The organism is Allochromatium warmingii (assembly GCF_900107145.1).
In the GTDB taxonomy this organism is placed as follows: Bacteria; Pseudomonadota; Gammaproteobacteria; order Chromatiales; family Chromatiaceae; genus Thermochromatium; species Thermochromatium warmingii.
The window spans coordinates 63,222-83,553 of record NZ_FNOW01000010.1; the positions used below are offsets into that span (position 1 = coordinate 63,222).

Genomic DNA, 20,332 nt, shown 5'->3' on the forward strand with positions numbered 1-20,332 from the left:
GAAACCCATCGAACCAATGCTCCAACGTCTAACCTTTGAACGCCCTCGGCAAACCGGGGGCGTTTTTAATTGGAGGCATAAACAATGGGCCATCTTTTTGCCGACATTCAGTTAAGCAATCCGCGTCGTTCAGACTTAAAACCATTGATGGTGCAGGCATTGGTGGATACTGGAGCCTTGATGCTGTGCATACCGGAACACATTGCCGTGCAATTGGATTTGCCCACCGAATCGATGCGTGAAGTGACGGTGGCTGACGGACGGGCGCTGAAAATTCCGTATGTCGGTCCGCTCAAAGTCATGTTTGAAAATCGGCTGTGTTTCGTCGGTGCGCTCGTCATGGGCGATGAAGTGCTGCTCGGCGCGGTCCCGATGGAAGACATGGATTTGTTGTTATCGCCCAGCCGGCAAACGGTGGTGGTCAATCCTGCCAGCCCGAATGTCCCGCATGCACGGGTCAAATAGCAAGGTAGGGTGGGTAGAGTGACCACGGTATGATGCTGATGGTTGGCACGGATGCCGACTGGTCATGAAACCCATCGAACCACCGCACCGACGCTTAAACTTGAACGCCCTCGGGAAACCGAGGGCGGTTTTTATGGATGACGAAATAAAATGTACGCAATACTTTTTATCGACACGTCAGCGACCGGATCGAGCCTGCATTGACATCGCCTGGATTGAATTTGTCATTTAACATCCAGAGAAAGAAATCATTCAACAAGATGGCAGAATTCGGCGTTGGGCACCAATTCCTGAAGTCGGCGGGAAATATCTCCGCGTCGTGCTCCTGCCTGATGGCAAAACCGTTCACAACGCTTTTTTTGATCGGGGATTTGCGTGATGAAAATAAAATACTTTCAAGATACTGACACGCTCTATATTGAATTACGCAGCGTGAACATTGCTGAAACGCGAGATTTAGACGAGAACACGTTAATTGATTTGGATGACGCCGGAACCATTTGCGGCATTACAATCGAACACGCGCAAGAACGGACGGATTATCCAAGCTTTTCGTTTGAACAAATTGCGGCATAATTAGGGCACTACCAGCAGATGAATCACCCGCTGGCACCAAACCGCCCGTCGTCGCAAAGCGCAACACCAATCGACCATACCCAGACCACGCCAAGCACTGGCGATGTTGAACACTGGTGCAACATGGTCAGAGGTAGATCAATACTTGATCAAGACCGTTGGGCGATTGCCCGCGCCAAGCCGACGCGCTCGCTTGCTGCGCACTTGGACGAAGCTGACCAGCTAACCGCCGCTGAATCTGGATGATAAATTGGGGAGTATGACAGGACGCTTTTTAAGCGATTTGAGGCGACTTAACGCGCATCCGTGCGTTGGTAAGTCTTTGAATTTGTGGTGGCTATGCCCTGACTCGAACAGGGGACCCTCGCATTATGAGTGCGATGCTCTAACCAACTGAGCTACATAGCCAGATGAGACATACAATCATAGCGGCATAGACAGCTCACGTCAAATCCAATCAACACGCGCTCGTCTGTCGGGGTTGTGACAAGCGGGCCGATTGTTGCGACTCCAACAGCCACCGCCCGGTCTCAACAGCCTAAGCTGCTGTTGTATTCTGCAAGCTTTATCAAATAAATCAATGGGTTATAAATTATACCCTATTGGGTATAATTTATGCTTAATAGCTCCCATAACGCCTCTTTGGGAGCCCCGCATGAAGCCACAAGACCTCGCCGCCCTGCTTGACGAACCGGCCTGCGCACACAATACAAAGTCAAAATCCGGTTGCGCCCAACCTAAGCCGGGCGCGACGGCGGGCGGCTGCGCCTTCGATGGCGCACAGATTGCGATGCTGCCCATCAGCGATGTTGCGCATATCGTGCATGGCTCAATCGCCTGTGCCGGTAATTCGTGGGACAACCGTGGCACCCGCTCCAGTGGCCCGCGCCTCTATAAGATCGGCATGACCACCGATTTGACCGAGCAGGACATCATCATGGGACGCGGCGAAAAACGCCTGTTCCATTCGATCAAGCAAGCTATCGACAGTTATCAGCCCGCCGCTGTATTCGTTTACAACACCTGCGTGCCAGCACTCACCGGCGATGATGTGGTAGCCGTGTGTCAGGACGCCGAGCGCCGCTGGGGGACGCCGGTGATCTCCATCGACGCGGCTGGATTTTATGGGGCGAAAAATCTTGGCAGCCGCATCGCCGGTGAAACCATGGTCAAGCGCGTCTGCGGTGGACGCGAACCCGATCTACTGCCCGAAGGCATCGAGCATCCGGGGTTTAAAGTCCACGACATCTGTTTGATCGGCGAATACAACATCGCCGGTGAACTCTGGCACATCTTGCCGCTGTTCGATGAGCTGGGATTGCGCGTGCTCTGCACCCTGTCCGGTGATGCGCGATTCCGCGAGGTGCAGACCATGCACCGCTCCGAAGTCAACATGATGGTCTGCTCGCGGGCGCTGGTGAATGTTGCCCGCCGCTTGCAGGAAACTTACGGCACGCCCTGGTTCGAGGGCAGTTTCTATGGGGTACGTGATGTCTCGCAGGCGTTGCGCGATTTTGCCCGCATCATCAATGACCCCGATCTGACCGCCCGCACCGAGGCAGTGATTGCCCGTGAAGAGGCACGCGCCGATGCCGCACTAGCTCCGTGGCGTGAGCGATTGGCTGGGCGCAAGGTGCTGCTCTATACCGGCGGCGTGAAATCCTGGTCGGTGATTTCGGCGCTGCAAGATTTGGGCATGACGGTGGTGGCCAGCGGCACGCGCAAATCGACTGAAGATGATAAAGCCCGTATCCGCGAGCTGATGGGCGATGACGCAGTCATGATCGAAGAGGGCAATCCGCGCACCCTGATTGATATGGTTCACGATCAAGGCGTGGATATTTTGATCGCCGGTGGTCGCAATTTGTACACTGCGCTCAAGGCGCGGCTGCCGTTTCTCGACATCAATCAAGAACGCGAATTTGCCTATGCCGGCTATCTGGGCATGGTCGAGCTGGCGCGGCAACTGTGCTTGACGATGGACAGCCCGATCTGGGATGTGGTGCGCCGTCCGCCGCCCTGGGCACGGTCTGGAATTGCTGCTCCCGCGCTCACCAACCCCATTGATGCCGCCGAGGTGCGTCATGCCTGAAATCATCAAGCGCACCAAGGCGCTTTCTGTCAGTCCGCTCAAAGCTAGTTCGACCGTCGGCGCAACGCTGGCTTTTCTCGGATTTAATCGCTCGATTCCGATGATGCACGGATCGCAGGGCTGCACCGCGTTCGGCAAAATCTATTTTGTGCGCCATTTCCGCGAGCCGATCCCGCTCCAAACCACCGCGATTGACCACATCAACGCGGTGATGGGCAGTCAGGCGCTGGTGGTCGAGGGCTTGCGGACGCTGTGCGCCAAACATCAGCCGGATTTGATCGGACTGCCGACGACCGGATTGGTTGAAACGCAGGGCGCGGATCTGCGCTCGGCGCTGTTGGCGTTTCGTGACGCCCATCCCGAATATGCTGCGATTCCGGTGATTCCAGTCGCCACGCCTGATTTTAGCGGCGCGATGGAGTCCGGCTATGCGGCAGCGGTCAAGGCGATCATCGCAACGCTGGTGCCGACGGCAGCGGAAGCGGGCACCCAACCCGGGCGGCGGCGGCGACAAATCAACGTGCTGGCCGGTTCGCAGCTCACGCCCGGCGATCTGGAGCATCTCAAAGAGTTGATCGAGCTATTCGGTTTGCGCCCGCTGGTGGTGCCCGATCTGTCCGATTCGCTCGACGGTCATCTGCCCGAAGCCGATTACAGTCCGCTGACCATCGGCGGCACCCTGGTCGAGGAACTCAAAACGCTCGGCGATGCGCGGGCAACGCTGGTGATCGGCGATTCGCTGAACGCCGCCGCCGATCTGCTGCAACTGCGCACCGGCGTGCCGGATTATCGCTTTACGCATCTGATGGGCATTGCGGCGGTCGATCAATTGATTCTGACCCTTTCGGAACTGGCCGCCGCGCCGGTGCCGCCGCGCATCGAGCGCCAGCGCCAGCAACTGCAAGATGCCATGCTCGATTCCCATTTCATGCTCGGCATGGCGCGGCTGGCGATTGCCGCTGAACCAGATTTCTTAGTCGGTCTGACGCAGATGCTGGCCGGTGTCGGCAGCGAGACGGTGGCGGCGGTCAGCCCGATCAACGCGCCAGTGCTCCAGCGGGCGCAGTGTGCGCAAGTCAAAATCGGCGATCTGGAAGATTTAGAACTCGCCGCACGCGCCAATCGCGCTGATGTACTCATCACCAATTCGCACGGTGTCCACACCGCCGAACGACTGGGGCTGCCGCTGTTGCGGGCGGGATTTCCACAATATGACCGACTCGGCGGCTATACACGCACCTGGATCGGCTACAGCGGCACCCGCGCCACGCTATTTGAGCTGGCCAATTTGATCCTGAGCTTAGAAAAAGGCGAAATCCACCCCTATCGCTCGCGGCTCAAATCTTGGCCAGATGCTGACGCAGCGGCGCACGCGCCGTCGTCGGTTAAACACGCCGCATAACTCCCGATCATCGCCACCACCCAGACCGGATCAGCCATCATGTCACTGCAACGCCGCCTGCGCCTGCTGAGTGAACCGACCGCCGCGACCCAGCCGGCGATCCGCGTCGCCTTTGCGACCTCGAATCTCAAAGACATCGACCAACATTTTGGCGCGGCGGAAGCCTTCGCCATTCACACCATCGACGCCGAACACGCCAAGCTGCTGGAAGTCGTCCAGTTTGGCCCGCTCGCGCAGGATGGCAACGAAGACAAGCTCGAAGCCAAGATCACCGCGCTGACTGGTTGTGTTGCCGTGTATTGTCAAGCAATCGGCGCATCCGCCGTCGAACGCCTACGCCCGCACGGGATTCAGCCGATCAAGGTCGCCGCTCGCACCCCATTGAACCAATTGATCCGCGCCCTGCAAGACGAACTGCGCGATGGGCCGAGCGCGTGGCTGGCGCGAGCGATTGAACGCCAACAACCCGAATATGCCCATCGTTTTGATGCAATGGAAGCGGAAGGCTGGTGTGAATAATTTGCTGCATAATTCATTCAACCTTCATGATCCAAACATACCCCACACTGACACGAGGTAATCGCCATGACTGAGACTGCAACGCTACCAACTGAAGGACTGCTGCAATCGGTGTTTATTGTCGAAATGGATCGCCAAATGCGGGCGATTGATTCATACGGCCAATATGACAAGCTCTCAACGGTCGAATTGCTCGACCCCTTTGTCTTAACCAAAGAGAAAAAACAAGCGATTCCGATTATTGGCGATCCCGATGAATTAGTTGTAGCGCGGATTAAAGCATTTTATAACGCGATTTCAGCTTTAATTGAATCCGAGTGCGGACTGATGGCTGTGCCTTTAGTCAATTTAACGCACGAAGGTTTTGGCCGAGCATTGATTACCGTCGGCAAACTGGTGGTCATGGATCGTACCTTACGCGACGTGCATCGCTTCGGTTTTCCGAGTCTCTCGAAAATGAAAGACGAAGCGGACAAAATTCTCTCAGTCGCGCTTGAACTGATTGGTGAGCATTCTAAAGTTGCCGGCCTTTAATCACAGGGCGTGACGCATGACTCCAGAAGAACTGAAAGCACTGGAAAAAGCGGTGAGCAAAGCCAAGCGCCTAGCGAATGAACGGGCGAGTGAATTACACGATCTTATTGAAGATCGCCTACCTGCCGCCTATGCTGAACTTCCCGCACTCGCACAAGCGACCTATGATGCCTGCCGCACTTGGGCAGAAGCGGACGCACAATTGAAGACCGCGATAGCGGCTGAATCGTTGGAGAATTGATTATGTCTGTCATTACCGGCGTGACACGCGGCGGCGCATCTTGGACGCCTGCCTTTGTCGTCGCATTAAATCAACAGAAGTGCATCGGCTGCGGTCGCTGCTACAAAGTTTGCCCGCGCACTGTCTTTGAACTCATCGACCGCGATGATTTAGATTTAGACGACCTCGACGACAGCGAAGATTTTGACGACGAGGTACCGGGGATGGTGATGAATCTGAAGGATGTACTCGACTGCATTGGCTGCGAATCCTGTTCGCGGGTGTGCCCGAAAAACTGTCTTTCGCACGCACCGCAGTCGATTTCGGCTGATTAGTTTAGGTTTAGAACCGCACAGGCGCAAAGTTCGCAAAGATTTTTTAAATAAATAAATTTTTAAAAATAAATCTTTGCGAACTTTGCGTTCTTTGCGGTTTAAAAAATTTCAAAATTGCACACACCGCTCAATCAAGCTGAAACAGCTTATCGAAATTCGCTATTTTCAGCACCCGCCGCACTTCTTCACTGCTGCCGGTAATACAGACGCTACCGCGCTCACCGCCCACATGCTCGCGTAATAACAGCAGCATCCCCAGCGCCGAACTATCAAGATAAGAAGCTTTCGAGAGATCGACGATGAATTTCATCGAGCCTGGAGCAATATTTTGATAGGCATTGCGGAAATCTTTATGCTGTGCGAAATCAAAACGCCCATCAATAACAATTGTCACGACGCTCTTTTCGCGATCAATCCGCGATGTGACACTCATGTCTACACTCCTGCTCGTAAAAAGTTCGGTTACGGTTTATGTTTGGCCGTCAGCCCTTTGAGCAAGGCCGAGGCAATGTTATTTAAGGGTAAAACCTCAGTGGCACCACCGCGTTTGACCGCCTCCCCCGGCATTCCCCACACGACGCTTGTCGCTTCGTCCTGAGCAATTGTATGAACACCCAAATCATAGAGTTCTTTTAAACCCTGTGCGCCATCAGCCCCCATACCAGTGAGCAACGCCGCCGCCGCATTGGTTCCAGCAACCCGCGCTACCGAGCGAAACAGCACATCAACACTCGGGCGATGCCGATTCACTGGCTCGCCGCGATCCAAGCGGCAAATATAACGCGCCCCATCACGCGCTAATTGGAGATGATAATCGCCTGGCGCAATATAAGCATGGCCGAGCATCACCCGATCCCCATCCGCTGCTTCTTTAACTACTAAGCCAGTTTGCCGATTCATCCGCTCAGCAAACGCGGCACTAAATCCGGCTGGAATATGCTGTGCAATGACCACGCCGGGCGTATCTGGTGGCAGTCGCAATAATACTTCTTTAATTGCTTCTGTCCCGCCGGTTGATGCACCAATCGCCAACACGCGATCTGTCGTGCGAAAGCTCGCTGGTTTTGGTAATACTTCATGATTAGTCACAGGCGCAATTACCAACGGACGCGGTTTTATCGTCGCAGCGATGCGAACTTTTTCAATCAGTTCATCAGCATAATCGCGCATTCCGGCAGCAATCGGCCCATCAGGTTTTCGCACAAAATCCACCGCACCTAATTCGAGTGCCTGAAGCGTCACTTCTGCCCCTTGCGCTGTCAGCGACGAAACCATCACCACCGGCATTGGGCGCAAGCGCATTAAATTACGCAAAAACGTTAGCCCGTCCATGCGCGGCATTTCAACATCAAGCGTGAGCACATCGGGATTAAGTTCTTTAATCCGCTCGCGTGCGACATAGGGATCTTGTGCCGTTCCGACGACCTCAATATCTGGTGCTGTGTCGAGAATTTCACTTAATAATTGACGCATCAACGCCGAATCATCCACCACTAACACACGTATCATTGTTCGGCTCCCTCAAAATAGCTCAACGCCGCCTTCATCCATCGAATGCTGACTAACAGCATGATGCGCGGTAGCGACTAAATCGGCATGTAAAGCACGCAATCGTACTTGTGCCTGCTGAATATCTTGATCTGAGCGCACCTGACCGAGTGGAATTAAACGTAATTCAGCCACAAAGCGCTCCATTAGTGCAATGCGTTTTTCAGCGCGTTCCAGCACTTGCCGCGCAATATCTTCAAATTGCAGTAACCGCACTGCCGCACCAACATTGCTTTGAAATCGCTCGGCAATTAAATTGAGATGATCCAGCCCAGCGGCCATTTGGCCATTTAGCATTTGCACCTGCACAATCATATCGTCCATTGAACCTTTCGCGCTAATCGTCGCATTCATATCTTGCGAGGCCATGCGCCCGACAATATCGCGAGTTTCAGCAAAGACATGTTGTGCGTGCTCAACCTGTTGACGAATTTGATCATTAAATTCCCCCGCATCCTGTGATAATTTACGCACCTCTTGGGCGACCACAGCAAAACCGCGCCCCGCTTCACCGGCGCGTGCTGCTTCAATCGCTGCATTGAGCGCGAGTAAATTCGTTTGGCGGGCAATGCGTTTTGCTGCATCGAGTTGCGCAAAAATATGTCCCATTTGTGCCGATAAATCATCGACTTGATGGGCAACGCGAATGCTATGTTTGCCCATGTCAATCAATCGATCAACATTTTGCGCTAGCAACTCGCTATTTGCATGAAGAAAATCATTGATGTCAATTAGTTCCCCCTGCGTCACGCTATTTGTATCGCTTTTTGAAATAAGCTGCATGACTAAATCTTGCTGTGCTTTAGATTCATCTGATAACCCATTAAAGCTGGCATAGAGATCGCTGGCTGCGTGACTAATAAGCTCGCGAGCTTGGCGAATCGCTTCATACAATTCAGCAGTCAGCGGGGTAAACAATTGATCGGTTTCGACCACTAAATCCCGAAATGCCCGTTCTTCGGGTAATTCAGTCATATGCTGCGACGCAAGGCGGTCGGTCGTGGTCGCTGTACCGCTAACAATTAACCAGGCTATTGACCAACTGAGCACCAATAGCAGCACACTCGCCCAGTTTGGCAGCCAATCAGGAAGAAACAGCACTTGCAGCAGGATCAGCACGCTCACTAACAGTGGTAACCACTGCGGTCGTAATGCCACCCACAGGGTTTCTAATCGCAGCGATGCTGGACTCATGCGAAAAACTCCACTTCACCTTCGACTTTCGTGCGACGCAGTGTTTCACTATAACTAAGTTCACGCTCAATAATGGTATCGTTGTGCATCGTGCGTAGTTTTTTGACCAGCACGCGCCCGCTGGTTGGAAAAAAATAAACCTTGCGCGGATAATTGCCGAGTAAATCTTGTGCAACGACTGGAATCCCTTCGGTAGCTAAATATTCCAGGACAAATTCTGAGTTACGTTCGCCGACAACATGGTTTTTAAATCCTGGTAGGACATTACCACCGCCAAAGACTTTGGCTTCAAGATTAGAGCGCCGTGCCCCAAGTTTAATTAACTGATTGATGAGAATTTCCATCGCATAATCGCCATAGCGCATCGAGCGGCTAAAGCGTTCGCTTTCATCGCGTTTATCATCAGGGAGCATAAAATGATTGATACCACCAATACCGCGTGTGCGATCACGAATACAGGCTCCAACACAAGAACCGAGCACCGTCACCATGAGAATTTCGCGGGTCGAAACATAATATTCACCTGGCAAAATCTTGACCGCATCCATTTCAAAATGACGGTCATAATACAGATTCGGTGCCAGCACTTCCTCGAATCCATGCAGCATAGCGGTTACATCTCAGTGTGGATGAACCGGGGCATAGACCGTCTTGCCCCGCAAGCGAAAAAGATTGGCGACATGCGCCAAACTTTCTGAATGCCCGACGAATAATAAACCGTCGGGACGTAACAGCGGATGAAAGCGCGTTAGGATTTTGGCTTGTGTCGCTTTATCAAAATAAATCATTACATTGCGACAAAAGATGACATCAAACGGTTCGCGCATCGGCCAAGCTGGGCTGAGTAAATTGAGCGGCTGAAATTCTATTAAGGCTTGCACTTCAGGCCGCATCCGCGCCATACCCGCCCGTGAACCAGTGCCGCGCAGAAAAAAACGTTTGAGTTGGGCGGTCGATAATTTTTCAACCCGATCTAATGGATAAATACCCTCGGCGGCATGACGCACGACATTGGTATCTAAATCGGTGGCCAAAATTTGAACCGGTGGCGTCCAAGAATCGAAGGCTTCAATTAAGGTCATCGCAATCGAATACGGTTCTTCGCCAGTCGAACAGGCCGATGACCAGACGCGCATTGGGCGTCGCCCTTGACGTTTGATGTCCTGCGCATGTTCGGCTAACACCGGAAAATGATGCGATTCACGAAAAAAAGATGTCAGATTTGTCGTTAATGAATTAGTAAAGTGTTGCCATTCATCAGGATTCTCATTGAGAAAACTTAAATATTCCTGAAAAATAGTCAAGCCAGTTGCGCGTAGCCGTCGCGCAATCCGACTATAGACCATGTCCATTTTCGCGGGACTGAGCGAAATGCCAGCATGTTCATAAATTAAGCGGCGGATTTGTTCAAAATCGCGTTGCGTGAATTCAAATTCGCGCTCACGTCGCACAGCGGCATGTTCAGCCATGAGCCTATTACTCAAGCCATCGACAAATAAGGTTGATCGACTAAGCCCATTTCTTGGCTAGTCATCAGGCGCTCAATATCAACCATAATAATCATGCGCTCATCGAGGGTTGCCAAGCCGTCAATATAGGCAGTATCTAATACTGCGCCAAATTCTGGTGCTGGACGCACTTGATCGCCGCGCAGGGCAATCACATCCGAGACGCCATCGACGACAACGCCAACAATCCGCCCGCTGATATTAAGAATAATCACTACAGTAAAATCATTATATTCGACCTGCCCGAGATGAAATTTCAGGCGCATGTCAATAATCGGCACAATGGTGCCGCGCATGTTAATCACGCCTTTAATAAAATCAGGCGAATTAGCGATCTTAGTGACGGCATCATAACCGCGAATTTCCTGAACCTTGAGGATGTCAATGCCGTATTCCTCATCGCCCAGTGTAAAGGTGAGATATTCGCGTGCGCTGTCGGTGACGACCGCGCTGCCTTCCCGGCGCTCGTCGCTCATAATGGTGTTCTCCTCAGACTGTGCAGTGTGGTGGTGTGATCGGCGAATATAGCTGATATAGACGGCGTGAGATGGGGAATGGAATGGCTAACGGCGACTGAGGCGTACTAACGCATCGACATCGAGAATTAAGGCCACACGCCCATCACCCATAATGGTCGCTCCGGAAACACCTTCGACTTTACGATAATTAGTTTCCAGACTTTTGATGACAACTTGATGCTGGGCGACTAATTCATCAACCAGTACAGCGGCGCGGCCTTCATTCGTTTCGACGATAACTAAAATGCCAGCGATTGGATCGGGTTCCGGTTGGCCGCTATTGAAGACATCATGTAGGCTAACTAACGGCAAATATTCATCATTGATTTGTGCGATACGCCCTTTGCCAACGACGGTTTTGAATTGTTCAGGATGCGGCTGAATCGATTCTTGAATCACCGTCAGCGGCAGAATAAACATTTCACTGCCCATGCGCACAGATAAACCGTCGAGAATTGCGAGCGTCAGCGGTAGCCGAATCGTGATATGGGTGCCACGCCCAGCCGTTGAATCAACCTCAACACGCCCATTCATTTCTTCGATATTGCGGCGCACGACATCCATGCCAACCCCGCGCCCAGAAATATCGGTGACGCGCTCGGCGGTGGAAAAACCAGCATGAAAAATCAGTTGCCACACCTCTTTATCTGGTGGGTTATCCGGCATTGGGATGCCCTGCTTGGCGGCTTTGGCCAGCAATTTTTCGCGGTTGAGTCCGGCCCCATCGTCGCTGACTTCGACGACGACACTGCCGCCGCGATGACTGGCACGTAAGACGATTTCGCCGGTTTCGGATTTACCTGCCGCTTGGCGGACTTCGGGGCGCTCGATACCGTGGTCGATGCTGTTGCGCACCAGATGATTGAGCGGATCGGCCATGCGCTCGATCAAGCCTTTATCCAGCTCGGTATCTTCGCCGATGAGCTTGAGCGTGACTTTTTTGCCCAGCGTTGCCGCCGTATCGCGCACCACACGCGGAAAACGGTTAAAGACAAAGCTAATCGGCATCATGCGAATCGACATCACTGCTTCTTGCAGATCGCGCGAGTTGCGCTCCAGATTCGATAATCCGCCCATGATGCGCTCATGGACAACTGGATCGAGTCCGGCGGCAGAATCGGCCAGCATGGCATGGGTGATGACCAGTTCGCCGACCAGATTAATGAGTTGATCGACCTTTTCGACGCTGACGCGAATCGAGGACTCGGCGGTTGCTGGGCGTTTGTTAGCGGCATCAGCGGGCGTCGAACGGTTAGCGGCTGGGCGGGCGCTTGCGGCTGGAGTTGTGGCCGAAGCAGCAGTGGGTGAAGGATTAGCAGCGACTTCGTTGTAACCGCTGAGATCTTTAAAAAAGCCGTAGCCGCGTTTGTTATCGAGCTGCGCTTGTTGCGCAACAGCGGCCACCTGTGTCATGCCGGGGCTGCCGCCAAACAAACCGTAGCCGGTTTGTTCGTGATCCTGTGTCGCTTCTGCACCGGGGGCATCATCAAAGAAGCCATAACCGGGATCGGCTCCCGACGCTGCCGTGTTCGCCGTTGCTGGCACTGGCTCAAAAAAACCATAGGCGGTTTCTGTCTCGGCACTGGGCATCGGCGCGGTGACGGCTGGCCGCTGGCCGCTGGCCGCTTCCAGCTCCACATTCTCCAGCTCGATTTGACGCGGATCGCAGACAAAGGCGAGCAATTCTTCAATCGCCTCGCGTCCAGATGCGGTGGTGATTTGCCAGATGCAGCGCGTTGCGGTGTCACCGCTCTGATCTTGGATCTGACCCAATTCGGCTAGTGATGCAAATAACGCTTGCCGCTCGGTAGCGGCACCCTGACCGATCTGCTGTGGCGCAAATGCCAGTCGCCACCGTGTTGGCGCAGCAGCCAGTGGCGCAGCGACAGCCGCCGTTGGCTCATCAGCGTGCGCGAGGTGTTCCAGCAGGGCACAGACCTCAGCGACGCGGGAATCTTCGTATTCCTCGCCTTCCTGATGGGCCTGAAGCTGGGACTTGAGCACATCTCCAGCCTGCAAAAAGGCATCGACCATATCAACTGTTGGGGTCAGTTCCTGCTTGCGCAGGCGGTCGAGCAGAGTTTCGAGCACATGGGTCACTTCAGCCATGTCACTGAACCCGAAGGTTCCCGCGCCGCCCTTGATCGAGTGCGCAGCGCGGAAAATCGCGTTGAGGGTTTCCAGATCGGCCGCTTCGACATCCAATTCCAGCAACAGGCTTTCCATCGCTGTCAGATTTTCGCCAGCCTCCTCAAAAAACACCTGATAGAACTGACTCATGTCGATGGTCATGGCCCTTCCCCTCTCAGCTTCTAGCGCGGTGCGTTCATCAACCGATCACTTTACGCACGACTTCCAGCAATTTCGCCGGATCGAACGGTTTGACGAGCCAGCCGGTTGCTCCAGCGGTGCGGCCCTGACTTTTCATCGCGTCGCTCGATTCCGTGGTCAACATCAGAATCGGCACCGATTGATATTGCGGCAGTGCCCGTAATTGCTTAATCAGGCTCAGGCCATCCATGCGCGGCATATTCTGATCGGTGAAAATTAGATCGAATTTTGCCGCCCGTGCTTTGTCGAGTCCGTCCTGTCCGTCAACCGCCTCGGTGACGGTGTAACCCGCCTCCTTGAGCGTAAAAGACACCATTTGCCGAATGGACGGCGAATCGTCCACGGTGAGAATCGTCTTAGCCATGTTGTGACATCCTGAGAATGACCAAAAGTCCGACCGCGCTCAACACCGCAGCATTAGCCACGCGGTCAAAGGAATAATACTGAAGATTTATGCTCGGATTGTCGAGTCGTCTCGGGCCGACGACAGCGTTGCGTGCTGCACTGGGTTCGCCTTATATACCGATGACGCGGACGAATGCCAGTGTCTGTGCGAAAATCGCCCACGACCGGCATCCTGCCGCTGCCCGCTGAACTCCCGCCATAGGTTAGATGTTGTCCGATGTCTGCGCCCGTTTGCTCGACTCTGCACTCTCCACTTGCGCCTCCGCTGCCACGTTGTTCCGGTGAGCGCCGGCTGTGGGGGCAACTTCATGGTGCTGCGACTGCGCTGGCCGTCGCCCGCGCTGCTGCCGCGCATTCGGGACATGCCGGGCTGGTGCTGGCGCTGGTCGATACGGTGCAAACAGCGGCGAGCTGGCGGGCGGAACTCGGCTTTTTTCTCGCCGATGCCGCATCCGACGCCACATCCGCAGTACCGCTGCTGAGTTTTCCCGACTGGGAAACCCTGCCCTATGATGTGTTTTCGCCATTGCCCGAATTGGTCTCAGAACGGCTGCTGACATTGCAGCAACTGCCAACGCTGGTGCGCGGCGTGCTAATTGTGCCGGTGGCGACCCTGATGCAACGCTTGCCGCCGCGTGACTATATCGAGCGTCACTCGCTGGTGCTGGCCGTCGGGGATCGGCTCAATCTCGATGCCACGCGCCAGCGACTGGAGCGGGCGGGCTATTCCTGTGTCTCGCAGGTCATCGGGCATGGCGAATATGCGGTGCGCGGCGCGTTACTCGATGTGTTTCCGATGGGCAGCAGCGTGCCGCTACGCATCGACCTGTTTGATGATGAAGTAGATAGTATCCGTGTTTTTGATCCCGAGACACAACGCTCGCAAGATCAGCTCGATCAGATTCGACTATTGCCAGCGCGTGAATTGCCGCTCGATGAGACCGCGATTGCTGGATTCCGGCAGCGGTATCGCGCTGCCGTCGCTGGTGATCCACAGCGCAGTTTGATTTATCGCGAAGTCTCCAACGGTCAAGCGCCGGGTGGGCTGGAATATTATTTACCGCTGTTTTTTGAGCAAACAGCGACGCTGTTTGATTATCTGCCCGCTAACACGCTGGTCATTGAGGCGCTCGATTGCCGCGAGACCGCCCGCACTTTTTTTGCGACCGTCGAGCATCGCTACGAGCAACGGCGGCATGACAGTGAACGGCCATTATTGCCGCCCGCGCAGCTCTATCTGACCCCAGAGGAACTGGCCGGACGGCTCAATCAGCTTTCCGGTGTGCTCCATCAGTCTGACCCCGTTGCTGCGCGGCGCAAAGGCTACGCTGATGCCTGCAACTTCGCCACCGCCCCGCTGCCGCCCGTGACCATTCAGGCCCGTGCCGCCCAGCCCGCGCAGGCGCTGCATGAGTTTCTCAATGCCAGTGAACGGCGGGTGCTATTTGTCGCCGAGAGTAGCGGACGCCGCGAACTGCTGGCCGAACAGCTCAAGGGATTTGCGATTCGCGCCCGTCCGGTGTCCGGCTGGCAGGCGTTTTTAGACAGTGATGCGCCGCTGGCGCTCACGGTCGCGCCGCTCGAACAGGGCTTATTGCTCGACAGCGAACGGCTGGCCGTTATCACCGAAACCCAGCTCTATGGCGAGCGGGTGCGCCAAGAACGGCGGCGACGTGCCCGCGAACGCGACAGCGATGCCATTGTGCGCAATCTCACCGAATTGACCATCGGTGCGCCGGTTGTCCACGAAGAGCACGGTGTCGGGCGCTATCTGGGGCTGCAAACGCTGGAAGTCGGCGGCCTGACCACCGAATTTTTGACGCTCGAATATGCCAATGGCGACAAGCTCTATGTGCCGGTCAGCGCCTTGCAATTGATCTCGCGCTACACCGGCGCTTCGCCAGAAAACGCCCCGCTGCACAAGCTCGGCGGCGATCAATGGGAACGGATTAAACGCAAAGCCGCACAAAAAGCGCACGATGTTGCTGCCGAATTGCTCGACATCCACGCCCGCCGCGCTGCCCGCGCTGGGATCGCCTTTCCCGAGGGTGGCGCGGATTACGCCGCCTTTGCCGCTGCCTTCGCGTTCGAGGAAACACCCGATCAGCAACGGGCGATTGAAGCCGTGCTCGCGGATATGGCCGACCCCAAGCCGATGGATCGCGTGGTGTGCGGTGATGTCGGTTTTGGCAAAACCGAGGTCGCGATGCGCGCCGCGTTCGTCGCGGTGCAGGGCGGGCGCCAGGTCGCGGCGCTGGTGCCGACGACCCTGCTCGCGCAACAGCATTTTGAGAATTTTTCCGACCGCTTCGCCGATTGGCCGGTGCGCATTGAAAGCCTCTCGCGGTTCCGCACTGCGAAAGAACAGCAAGCCGTGCTCGCTGGATTAGCCGATGGCACGGTTGATATTGTCGTCGCCACGCATAAGCTGTTGCAGCCGACGATTCGTTTTAAACAGCTCGGGTTGGCAATTATTGACGAAGAGCATCGCTTTGGCGTGCGGCATAAAGAACAATTAAAAAATCTGCGCAGTGAAGTTGATGTCTTGACGCTGACCGCGACGCCAATTCCGCGCACCCTGAATTTAGCCATGTCCGGTCTGCGTGATTTATCGATTATTGCCACGCCGCCGGTTGAACGCCATCCGATTAAAACCTTTGTAAGCCAGTGGAATGATATATTGATACAAGAAGCCGTGCAGCGTGAATTAAAGCGCGGCGGTCAGGTGTATTTTCTGCATAATGAAGTTGAGACCATCGAAAATCAGGCACAAAAACTCGAAGCCTTGATTCCTGAAGCGCGGGTTGCGGTTGCGCATGGGCAAATGCGCGAGCGCGAATTAGAGCGCATTATGCGTGATTTTTACCATCAGCGATTTAATTTGCTGGTCTGCACCACGATTATTGAAAGCGGCATCGACGTGCCCTCGGCGAATACCATTTTAATTAACCGCGCCGATAAACTCGGACTGGCACAATTACATCAGTTGCGCGGGCGGGTTGGGCGTTCGCATCATCGTGCTTATGCCTATCTGATTACCCCGCCGACGACGGCGATGACTGCTGATGCCAAAAAACGCCTCGAAGCCATTGAATCAATGGAAGATTTGGGCGCAGGCTTTACCTTAGCCACGCATGATTTAGAGATTCGCGGTGCCGGTGAATTGCTCGGCGATGAGCAATCCGGGCAAATCACCGAAGTCGGCTTTACGCTCTATATGGAATTACTCGAACGCGCTGTTGCGGCCCTCAAATCCGGTCGTGTCCCGGAATTAGACCGCCCGCTCGATCATGGCACCGAAATTGATTTGGGGATTCCGGCATTATTGCCGAGTGACTATCTGCCCGATGTCCAAGCGCGATTGGTGCTCTATAAACGCATTGCCAGTGCGCGTGACCGAGAAGAATTGCGCGAATTGCAGGTCGAAATGATCGACCGCTTTGGCTTGCTGCCAGAACCAGCAAAAAATCTGCTCGACATCACCGAATTAAAGCTCTGGGTGCAACCCTATGGGATTCGCAAAATCGAAGCTGGGCCGAGCAGTGGTCGGCTGTTATTTACCGAATCACCACAGATTGATCCAGCACGATTGATTCAGTTGCTTCAACAGCGACCGAAAGAATATAAGCTCGAAGGCGGCGATAAGCTGAAATTCTTCCGCGATATGAGCGCAGCGGAAACGCGCTTATGTGAGGTGCGGCGGGTGTTGGAGCAATTGATTTGATTTGCAGCTTCCAGCCGCCAGCGATGAGCTACAGCCGGTCGCGTAAATCCCGCATGCTAAATCCGCACCAAGCTCGCGCAAGATCATGCTCAATGCCTTTATTCAATCCGAGCACTTTGAATCGCTCGCCCATCGCGGTCGGCAAGAGCAATTGTTTCGCGCCGAGTGCGAGATCGAGTGCGGCGTCTGGCGTCGCGGCGGCAGTTTGCATCAAATGGTCGATACCGCAGCCGATCAAGTAATGCGCTTGGGTGGTAAAGCCCGCTACAGCAAATCCGGCGGCGCTGCCCGCTTCCGCGACCGCCGTAAAATCAACATGGGCAGTGATGTCTTGTAAGCCAAGATGAACGTAGGGGTCAGAGTGGGCTTGATGATGATAATGACAGCGCAGGGTGCCCATGTTGCGTTCTGGTTGATAGTACTCGCGGCGCGGATAGCCGTAGTCGATCAACAGTACCAGACCGCGTTCGACCGCGTTTGACACTGCCGTCAGCCAGGGCGCGAGACGCAAATTGATCTCCGATTCGTAGCCGGGCGCGGTGGCGAGTCCGGCACTGTGCAGGGCTGAGACGGCGTGGTGCAGTCCGAGCGAGCGTGGCGGAATGGCGCATTCAGTCAAGTGGCCAGCGGTGTCGGTTACGGCGATTTCCAAAATCTCGCCCGCGCTGCCGATGCGAAACCGCTGCACTGGCATGGCGTCGAGCACTTCGTTGGCGATGATGACCCCATTGAACCGTTCGGGCAGGGTGGTCAGCCAGTCGCAGCGGGCGAATAACTGCGGTGCGGCCTGTTGTAGCGCGGCCCGCTGGCGGGCTTGTAGATCGGGGCTGAGTTCGAGGATGCGGTAGCGGTCGGGTAGGCGGTTGCGGGCGTCGAGTTCGAGCAGGATTTGCACCGCAAGTGCGCCACTGCCTGCACCAAATTCGAGTATTTCGCCGCCGTCGAGTGTTGCGAGCACTTCGGCGCATTGGACGGCTAGGCAGCGCCCGAATAGCGGCGAGAGTTCGGGTGCGGTAACGAAATCGCCGTCTGCACCGAATTTGGGTGCTCCGGCGACGTAATAGCCGAGTCCGGGGGCATAGAGCGCCAATTCCATGAACCGATCAAATGGGAGTGCGCCGCCCTGTGCGCGGATTTCGGCTTGAATGCGGGCGGTGAGGGCGATGTTAATAGCGTGTGAATGGTCATTCATGCGAGTTTTGCAAGCAGTTTTTGATAGCGTTCAAATAGCAGTGCTACGCGGTCGCTATCGCTGGTAAATTTCCGTTTGGAATAGGCGGCATCGACAGCAGCATCTAATTTGCGATGCGCTTTGACTAATTCGGGCGGCATGGTGAGTGGATCGTAGAGTGTGGCGAGTGAGGCATTGGGATGTGCGGCGCGGGCATCAAGCACGGCTTGCGCGGCGGTTTCAATTGCTTGGCGTCGTTTTGGCGTTGGATTATCAGGCCAGGGGAAATTGTTGTAAACGATGCTGTTTGAGTATTGATAGTCGCTTTTCATTCTTCCTGCTGTAATACGCATCCAAGCCATGTGCATGGCAGATGATAAAACGCCAAAGTGATAAGTTTTTGCATTTGCAATAACTAGCATTGATCCACTGGCTATTATTTCAGGTTTGCAAAATCCGATAGGAATATAAGTTCTGTTTTCAGATGATACCTTTGGAATTACAAGATACTCGGTTTTTGGTTGCCGTATTTCTCCGAATAAAGCGGGAGTTTTAGCTAATTCTTTTGTTTGAATTCTGTCACTAGATAATCTGTAAGCTTTATTTAACTCGACTCTTTGCATGACTTGTTTCAAGCTACGCAGCTCGCTTGGTTCACATTTAACAAGCCATAAGCAATATCTTGGTATATTCTTTATAAACTCTTCGCCTCCGATATATTGCTTGATAAATTTCTCGCTTTTTGGTTCTTTGGCGATGAAATCTGCTCGATCTTCTTCGCTTAATATAAGATTTCCTTTATCTATAGGCATACTTCCGTATGCTATTTCAGGTGTGTCAGACGTTAAAGGTTTGGATCGCTTTCCAATAAATGCTGCAACCGCATTAATAAGATAAGGATTGATTACTGAAACTTTTAAGACGTGCGGTTCTGATTGTGGATTTTCATAGTCAAAAAGCAACTTTGATTCTGCTTCAAAAAGAGCAAAACCAATAATTACACAATGAACTGCTGCTTTTCCTTTTGCTTCGCTCGACCATTGAAAAGTTCTGTGTGCAAAATGAATGTTTACGCCTTTTTTTGCTAAATCAGACCACAAAATACCAACTTGCTCGCCTTGCGTGATTGAATTTGTCGAAACAAAAGCTGTTTTAATGGCTTTATTGTATTCCATGAAATCAGCCGATTTGCGATACCAAGCCGCAACAAAATCTAAAACGCCTGCACCTTTTACACCTCGAAAAACATGCGCCATGTCAGATTTTTGCACTTCGTTTTGTTCTTTCTTACCACCAAACGGCGGATTCCCCAAGATATAATTTAAGTCCGCTGGCGGCACAATCTCGCGCCAATCCACTTGCAACGCATTGCCATGCACAATCGTCGCCGATTTCTTCAACGGCAACCGCGCAAAATAAATCCCAAACTCTTTCGACACCAGCATATTCATCTGATGATCCATCAACCACAGCGCCGTTTGTGCAATTTGCGCTGGAAACTCTTCAATTTCAACGCCATAAAATTGATCGACATTGCACAGAATATTAAATTCACCAACACCAATTGATAAATCACGTGCCTTACCAAACAACGCCCGCAATACTTCAAGCTCCAACAACCGCAATTCCCGATAGGCAATCACTAAAAAATTACCACACCCACAGGCCGGATCGAGAAACTTAAGCCGTGCAAGATATTGCTGAAATTCAAATAACTTGCGCTTATCGCGTTTAATCCGCTGAAATTCCGCCCGCAATTCATCCAAAAACAACGGCTCAATCAACTTCAA

General features: G+C 53.7%; 20 protein-coding genes and 1 tRNA gene. 10 read left to right on the top strand and 11 right to left on the bottom strand.

Features of this window, described 5'->3' with window-relative positions; all coding sequences use genetic code 11:
* The first annotated feature begins 84 nt into the window (after nucleotides 1–84).
* A complete protein-coding gene (locus BLW10_RS04855) occupies nucleotides 85–465 on the top strand; it encodes a clan AA aspartic protease (protein WP_091332678.1) in 381 nt (126 codons plus the stop codon).
* Between the two features lie 378 nt (nucleotides 466–843).
* On the top strand, nucleotides 844–1,041 hold the full coding sequence (locus BLW10_RS04860) for a DUF2283 domain-containing protein (RefSeq protein WP_091332679.1): 198 nt from the start codon (nucleotides 844–846) through the stop codon (nucleotides 1,039–1,041).
* Between the two features lie 331 nt (nucleotides 1,042–1,372).
* Here BLW10_RS04860 and BLW10_RS04865 read toward each other — a convergent pair.
* Nucleotides 1,373–1,449: transfer RNA gene (locus BLW10_RS04865), tRNA-Met, on the bottom strand.
* A gap of 247 nt (nucleotides 1,450–1,696) precedes the next feature.
* Between BLW10_RS04865 and nifE the strand changes: the two genes are divergently transcribed.
* From nifE to fdxB, 6 genes are all read left to right on the top strand, one after another.
* Entirely contained in the window at nucleotides 1,697–3,133 is a 1,437-nt protein-coding gene (gene nifE, locus BLW10_RS04870; RefSeq protein ID WP_091332681.1) for a nitrogenase iron-molybdenum cofactor biosynthesis protein NifE, read from the top strand.
* Nucleotides 3,126–4,535: a nitrogenase iron-molybdenum cofactor biosynthesis protein NifN gene (nifN, locus tag BLW10_RS04875; protein WP_091332682.1), complete on the top strand. Its 1,410-nt coding sequence runs from the start codon at nucleotides 3,126–3,128 to the stop codon at nucleotides 4,533–4,535. The genes nifE and nifN overlap by 8 nt, the downstream gene beginning before the upstream one ends.
* Nucleotides 4,536–4,574: 39 nt before the next feature.
* On the top strand, nucleotides 4,575–5,054 hold the full coding sequence (locus BLW10_RS04880; RefSeq protein ID WP_091332684.1) for a NifB/NifX family molybdenum-iron cluster-binding protein: 480 nt from the start codon (nucleotides 4,575–4,577) through the stop codon (nucleotides 5,052–5,054).
* A gap of 66 nt (nucleotides 5,055–5,120) precedes the next feature.
* Nucleotides 5,121–5,588, top strand: coding sequence for a NifX-associated nitrogen fixation protein (locus tag BLW10_RS04885; RefSeq protein ID WP_091332685.1), 468 nt, complete (start codon nucleotides 5,121–5,123; stop codon nucleotides 5,586–5,588).
* Nucleotides 5,589–5,604: 16 nt separating this feature from the next.
* Entirely contained in the window at nucleotides 5,605–5,829 is a 225-nt protein-coding gene (locus tag BLW10_RS04890) for a CCE_0567 family metalloprotein (RefSeq protein WP_091332687.1), read from the top strand.
* Between the two features lie 2 nt (nucleotides 5,830–5,831).
* Complete coding sequence (gene fdxB, locus BLW10_RS04895; RefSeq protein ID WP_091332689.1) at nucleotides 5,832–6,143, top strand: ferredoxin III, nif-specific; 312 nt, start codon at nucleotides 5,832–5,834, stop codon at nucleotides 6,141–6,143.
* 127 nt (nucleotides 6,144–6,270) lie between these two features.
* On the opposite strand, the gene BLW10_RS04900 is transcribed toward fdxB, so the two are convergent.
* From BLW10_RS04900 to BLW10_RS04935, 8 genes are all read right to left on the bottom strand, one after another.
* On the bottom strand, nucleotides 6,271–6,576 hold the full coding sequence (locus BLW10_RS04900) for an STAS domain-containing protein (protein WP_091332690.1): 306 nt from the start codon (nucleotides 6,574–6,576) through the stop codon (nucleotides 6,271–6,273).
* A gap of 29 nt (nucleotides 6,577–6,605) precedes the next feature.
* Complete coding sequence (locus BLW10_RS04905; RefSeq protein ID WP_091332692.1) at nucleotides 6,606–7,652, bottom strand: protein-glutamate methylesterase/protein-glutamine glutaminase; 1,047 nt, start codon at nucleotides 7,650–7,652, stop codon at nucleotides 6,606–6,608.
* A 12-nt stretch (nucleotides 7,653–7,664) separates the two neighbouring features.
* Entirely contained in the window at nucleotides 7,665–8,885 is a 1,221-nt protein-coding gene (locus BLW10_RS14400) for a methyl-accepting chemotaxis protein (protein WP_091332693.1), read from the bottom strand.
* Entirely contained in the window at nucleotides 8,882–9,493 is a 612-nt protein-coding gene (gene cheD, locus BLW10_RS04915; RefSeq protein WP_091332695.1) for a chemoreceptor glutamine deamidase CheD, read from the bottom strand. Before cheD ends, BLW10_RS14400 begins: the two co-directional genes overlap by 4 nt.
* 12 nt (nucleotides 9,494–9,505) lie before the next feature.
* Nucleotides 9,506–10,354, bottom strand: coding sequence for a CheR family methyltransferase (locus BLW10_RS04920; RefSeq protein ID WP_091332696.1), 849 nt, complete (start codon nucleotides 10,352–10,354; stop codon nucleotides 9,506–9,508).
* A gap of 11 nt (nucleotides 10,355–10,365) precedes the next feature.
* Nucleotides 10,366–10,869 carry a chemotaxis protein CheW gene (locus tag BLW10_RS04925; RefSeq protein ID WP_091332698.1) on the bottom strand — a complete coding sequence of 168 codons (504 nt, stop codon included), beginning with the start codon at nucleotides 10,867–10,869 and terminating at the stop codon, nucleotides 10,366–10,368.
* An 87-nt stretch (nucleotides 10,870–10,956) separates the two neighbouring features.
* Complete coding sequence (locus BLW10_RS04930) at nucleotides 10,957–13,203, bottom strand: chemotaxis protein CheW (protein WP_091332699.1); 2,247 nt, start codon at nucleotides 13,201–13,203, stop codon at nucleotides 10,957–10,959.
* 37 nt (nucleotides 13,204–13,240) lie between these two features.
* Nucleotides 13,241–13,606, bottom strand: a complete 366-nt coding sequence (locus BLW10_RS04935) for a response regulator (RefSeq protein WP_091332701.1) — start codon at nucleotides 13,604–13,606, stop codon at nucleotides 13,241–13,243.
* Between the two features lie 89 nt (nucleotides 13,607–13,695).
* Between BLW10_RS04935 and BLW10_RS13930 the strand changes: the two genes are divergently transcribed.
* Complete coding sequence (locus BLW10_RS13930; protein ID WP_177168984.1) at nucleotides 13,696–13,836, top strand: hypothetical protein; 141 nt, start codon at nucleotides 13,696–13,698, stop codon at nucleotides 13,834–13,836.
* A gap of 28 nt (nucleotides 13,837–13,864) precedes the next feature.
* Entirely contained in the window at nucleotides 13,865–17,371 is a 3,507-nt protein-coding gene (mfd, locus tag BLW10_RS04940) for a transcription-repair coupling factor (protein ID WP_091332702.1), read from the top strand.
* A gap of 28 nt (nucleotides 17,372–17,399) precedes the next feature.
* On the opposite strand, the gene BLW10_RS04945 is transcribed toward mfd, so the two are convergent.
* Both BLW10_RS04945 and BLW10_RS13935 read right to left on the bottom strand, forming a co-directional pair.
* Nucleotides 17,400–18,563 (bottom strand): class I SAM-dependent methyltransferase, encoded by a 1,164-nt coding sequence (locus BLW10_RS04945; RefSeq protein ID WP_091332704.1) that lies wholly within the window; start codon nucleotides 18,561–18,563, stop codon nucleotides 17,400–17,402.
* Nucleotides 18,560–20,332 (bottom strand): class I SAM-dependent DNA methyltransferase (locus tag BLW10_RS13935; RefSeq protein ID WP_177168985.1); only part of this gene is annotated, 1,773 nt, incomplete at its 5' end. The genes BLW10_RS13935 and BLW10_RS04945, both read right to left, overlap by 4 nt.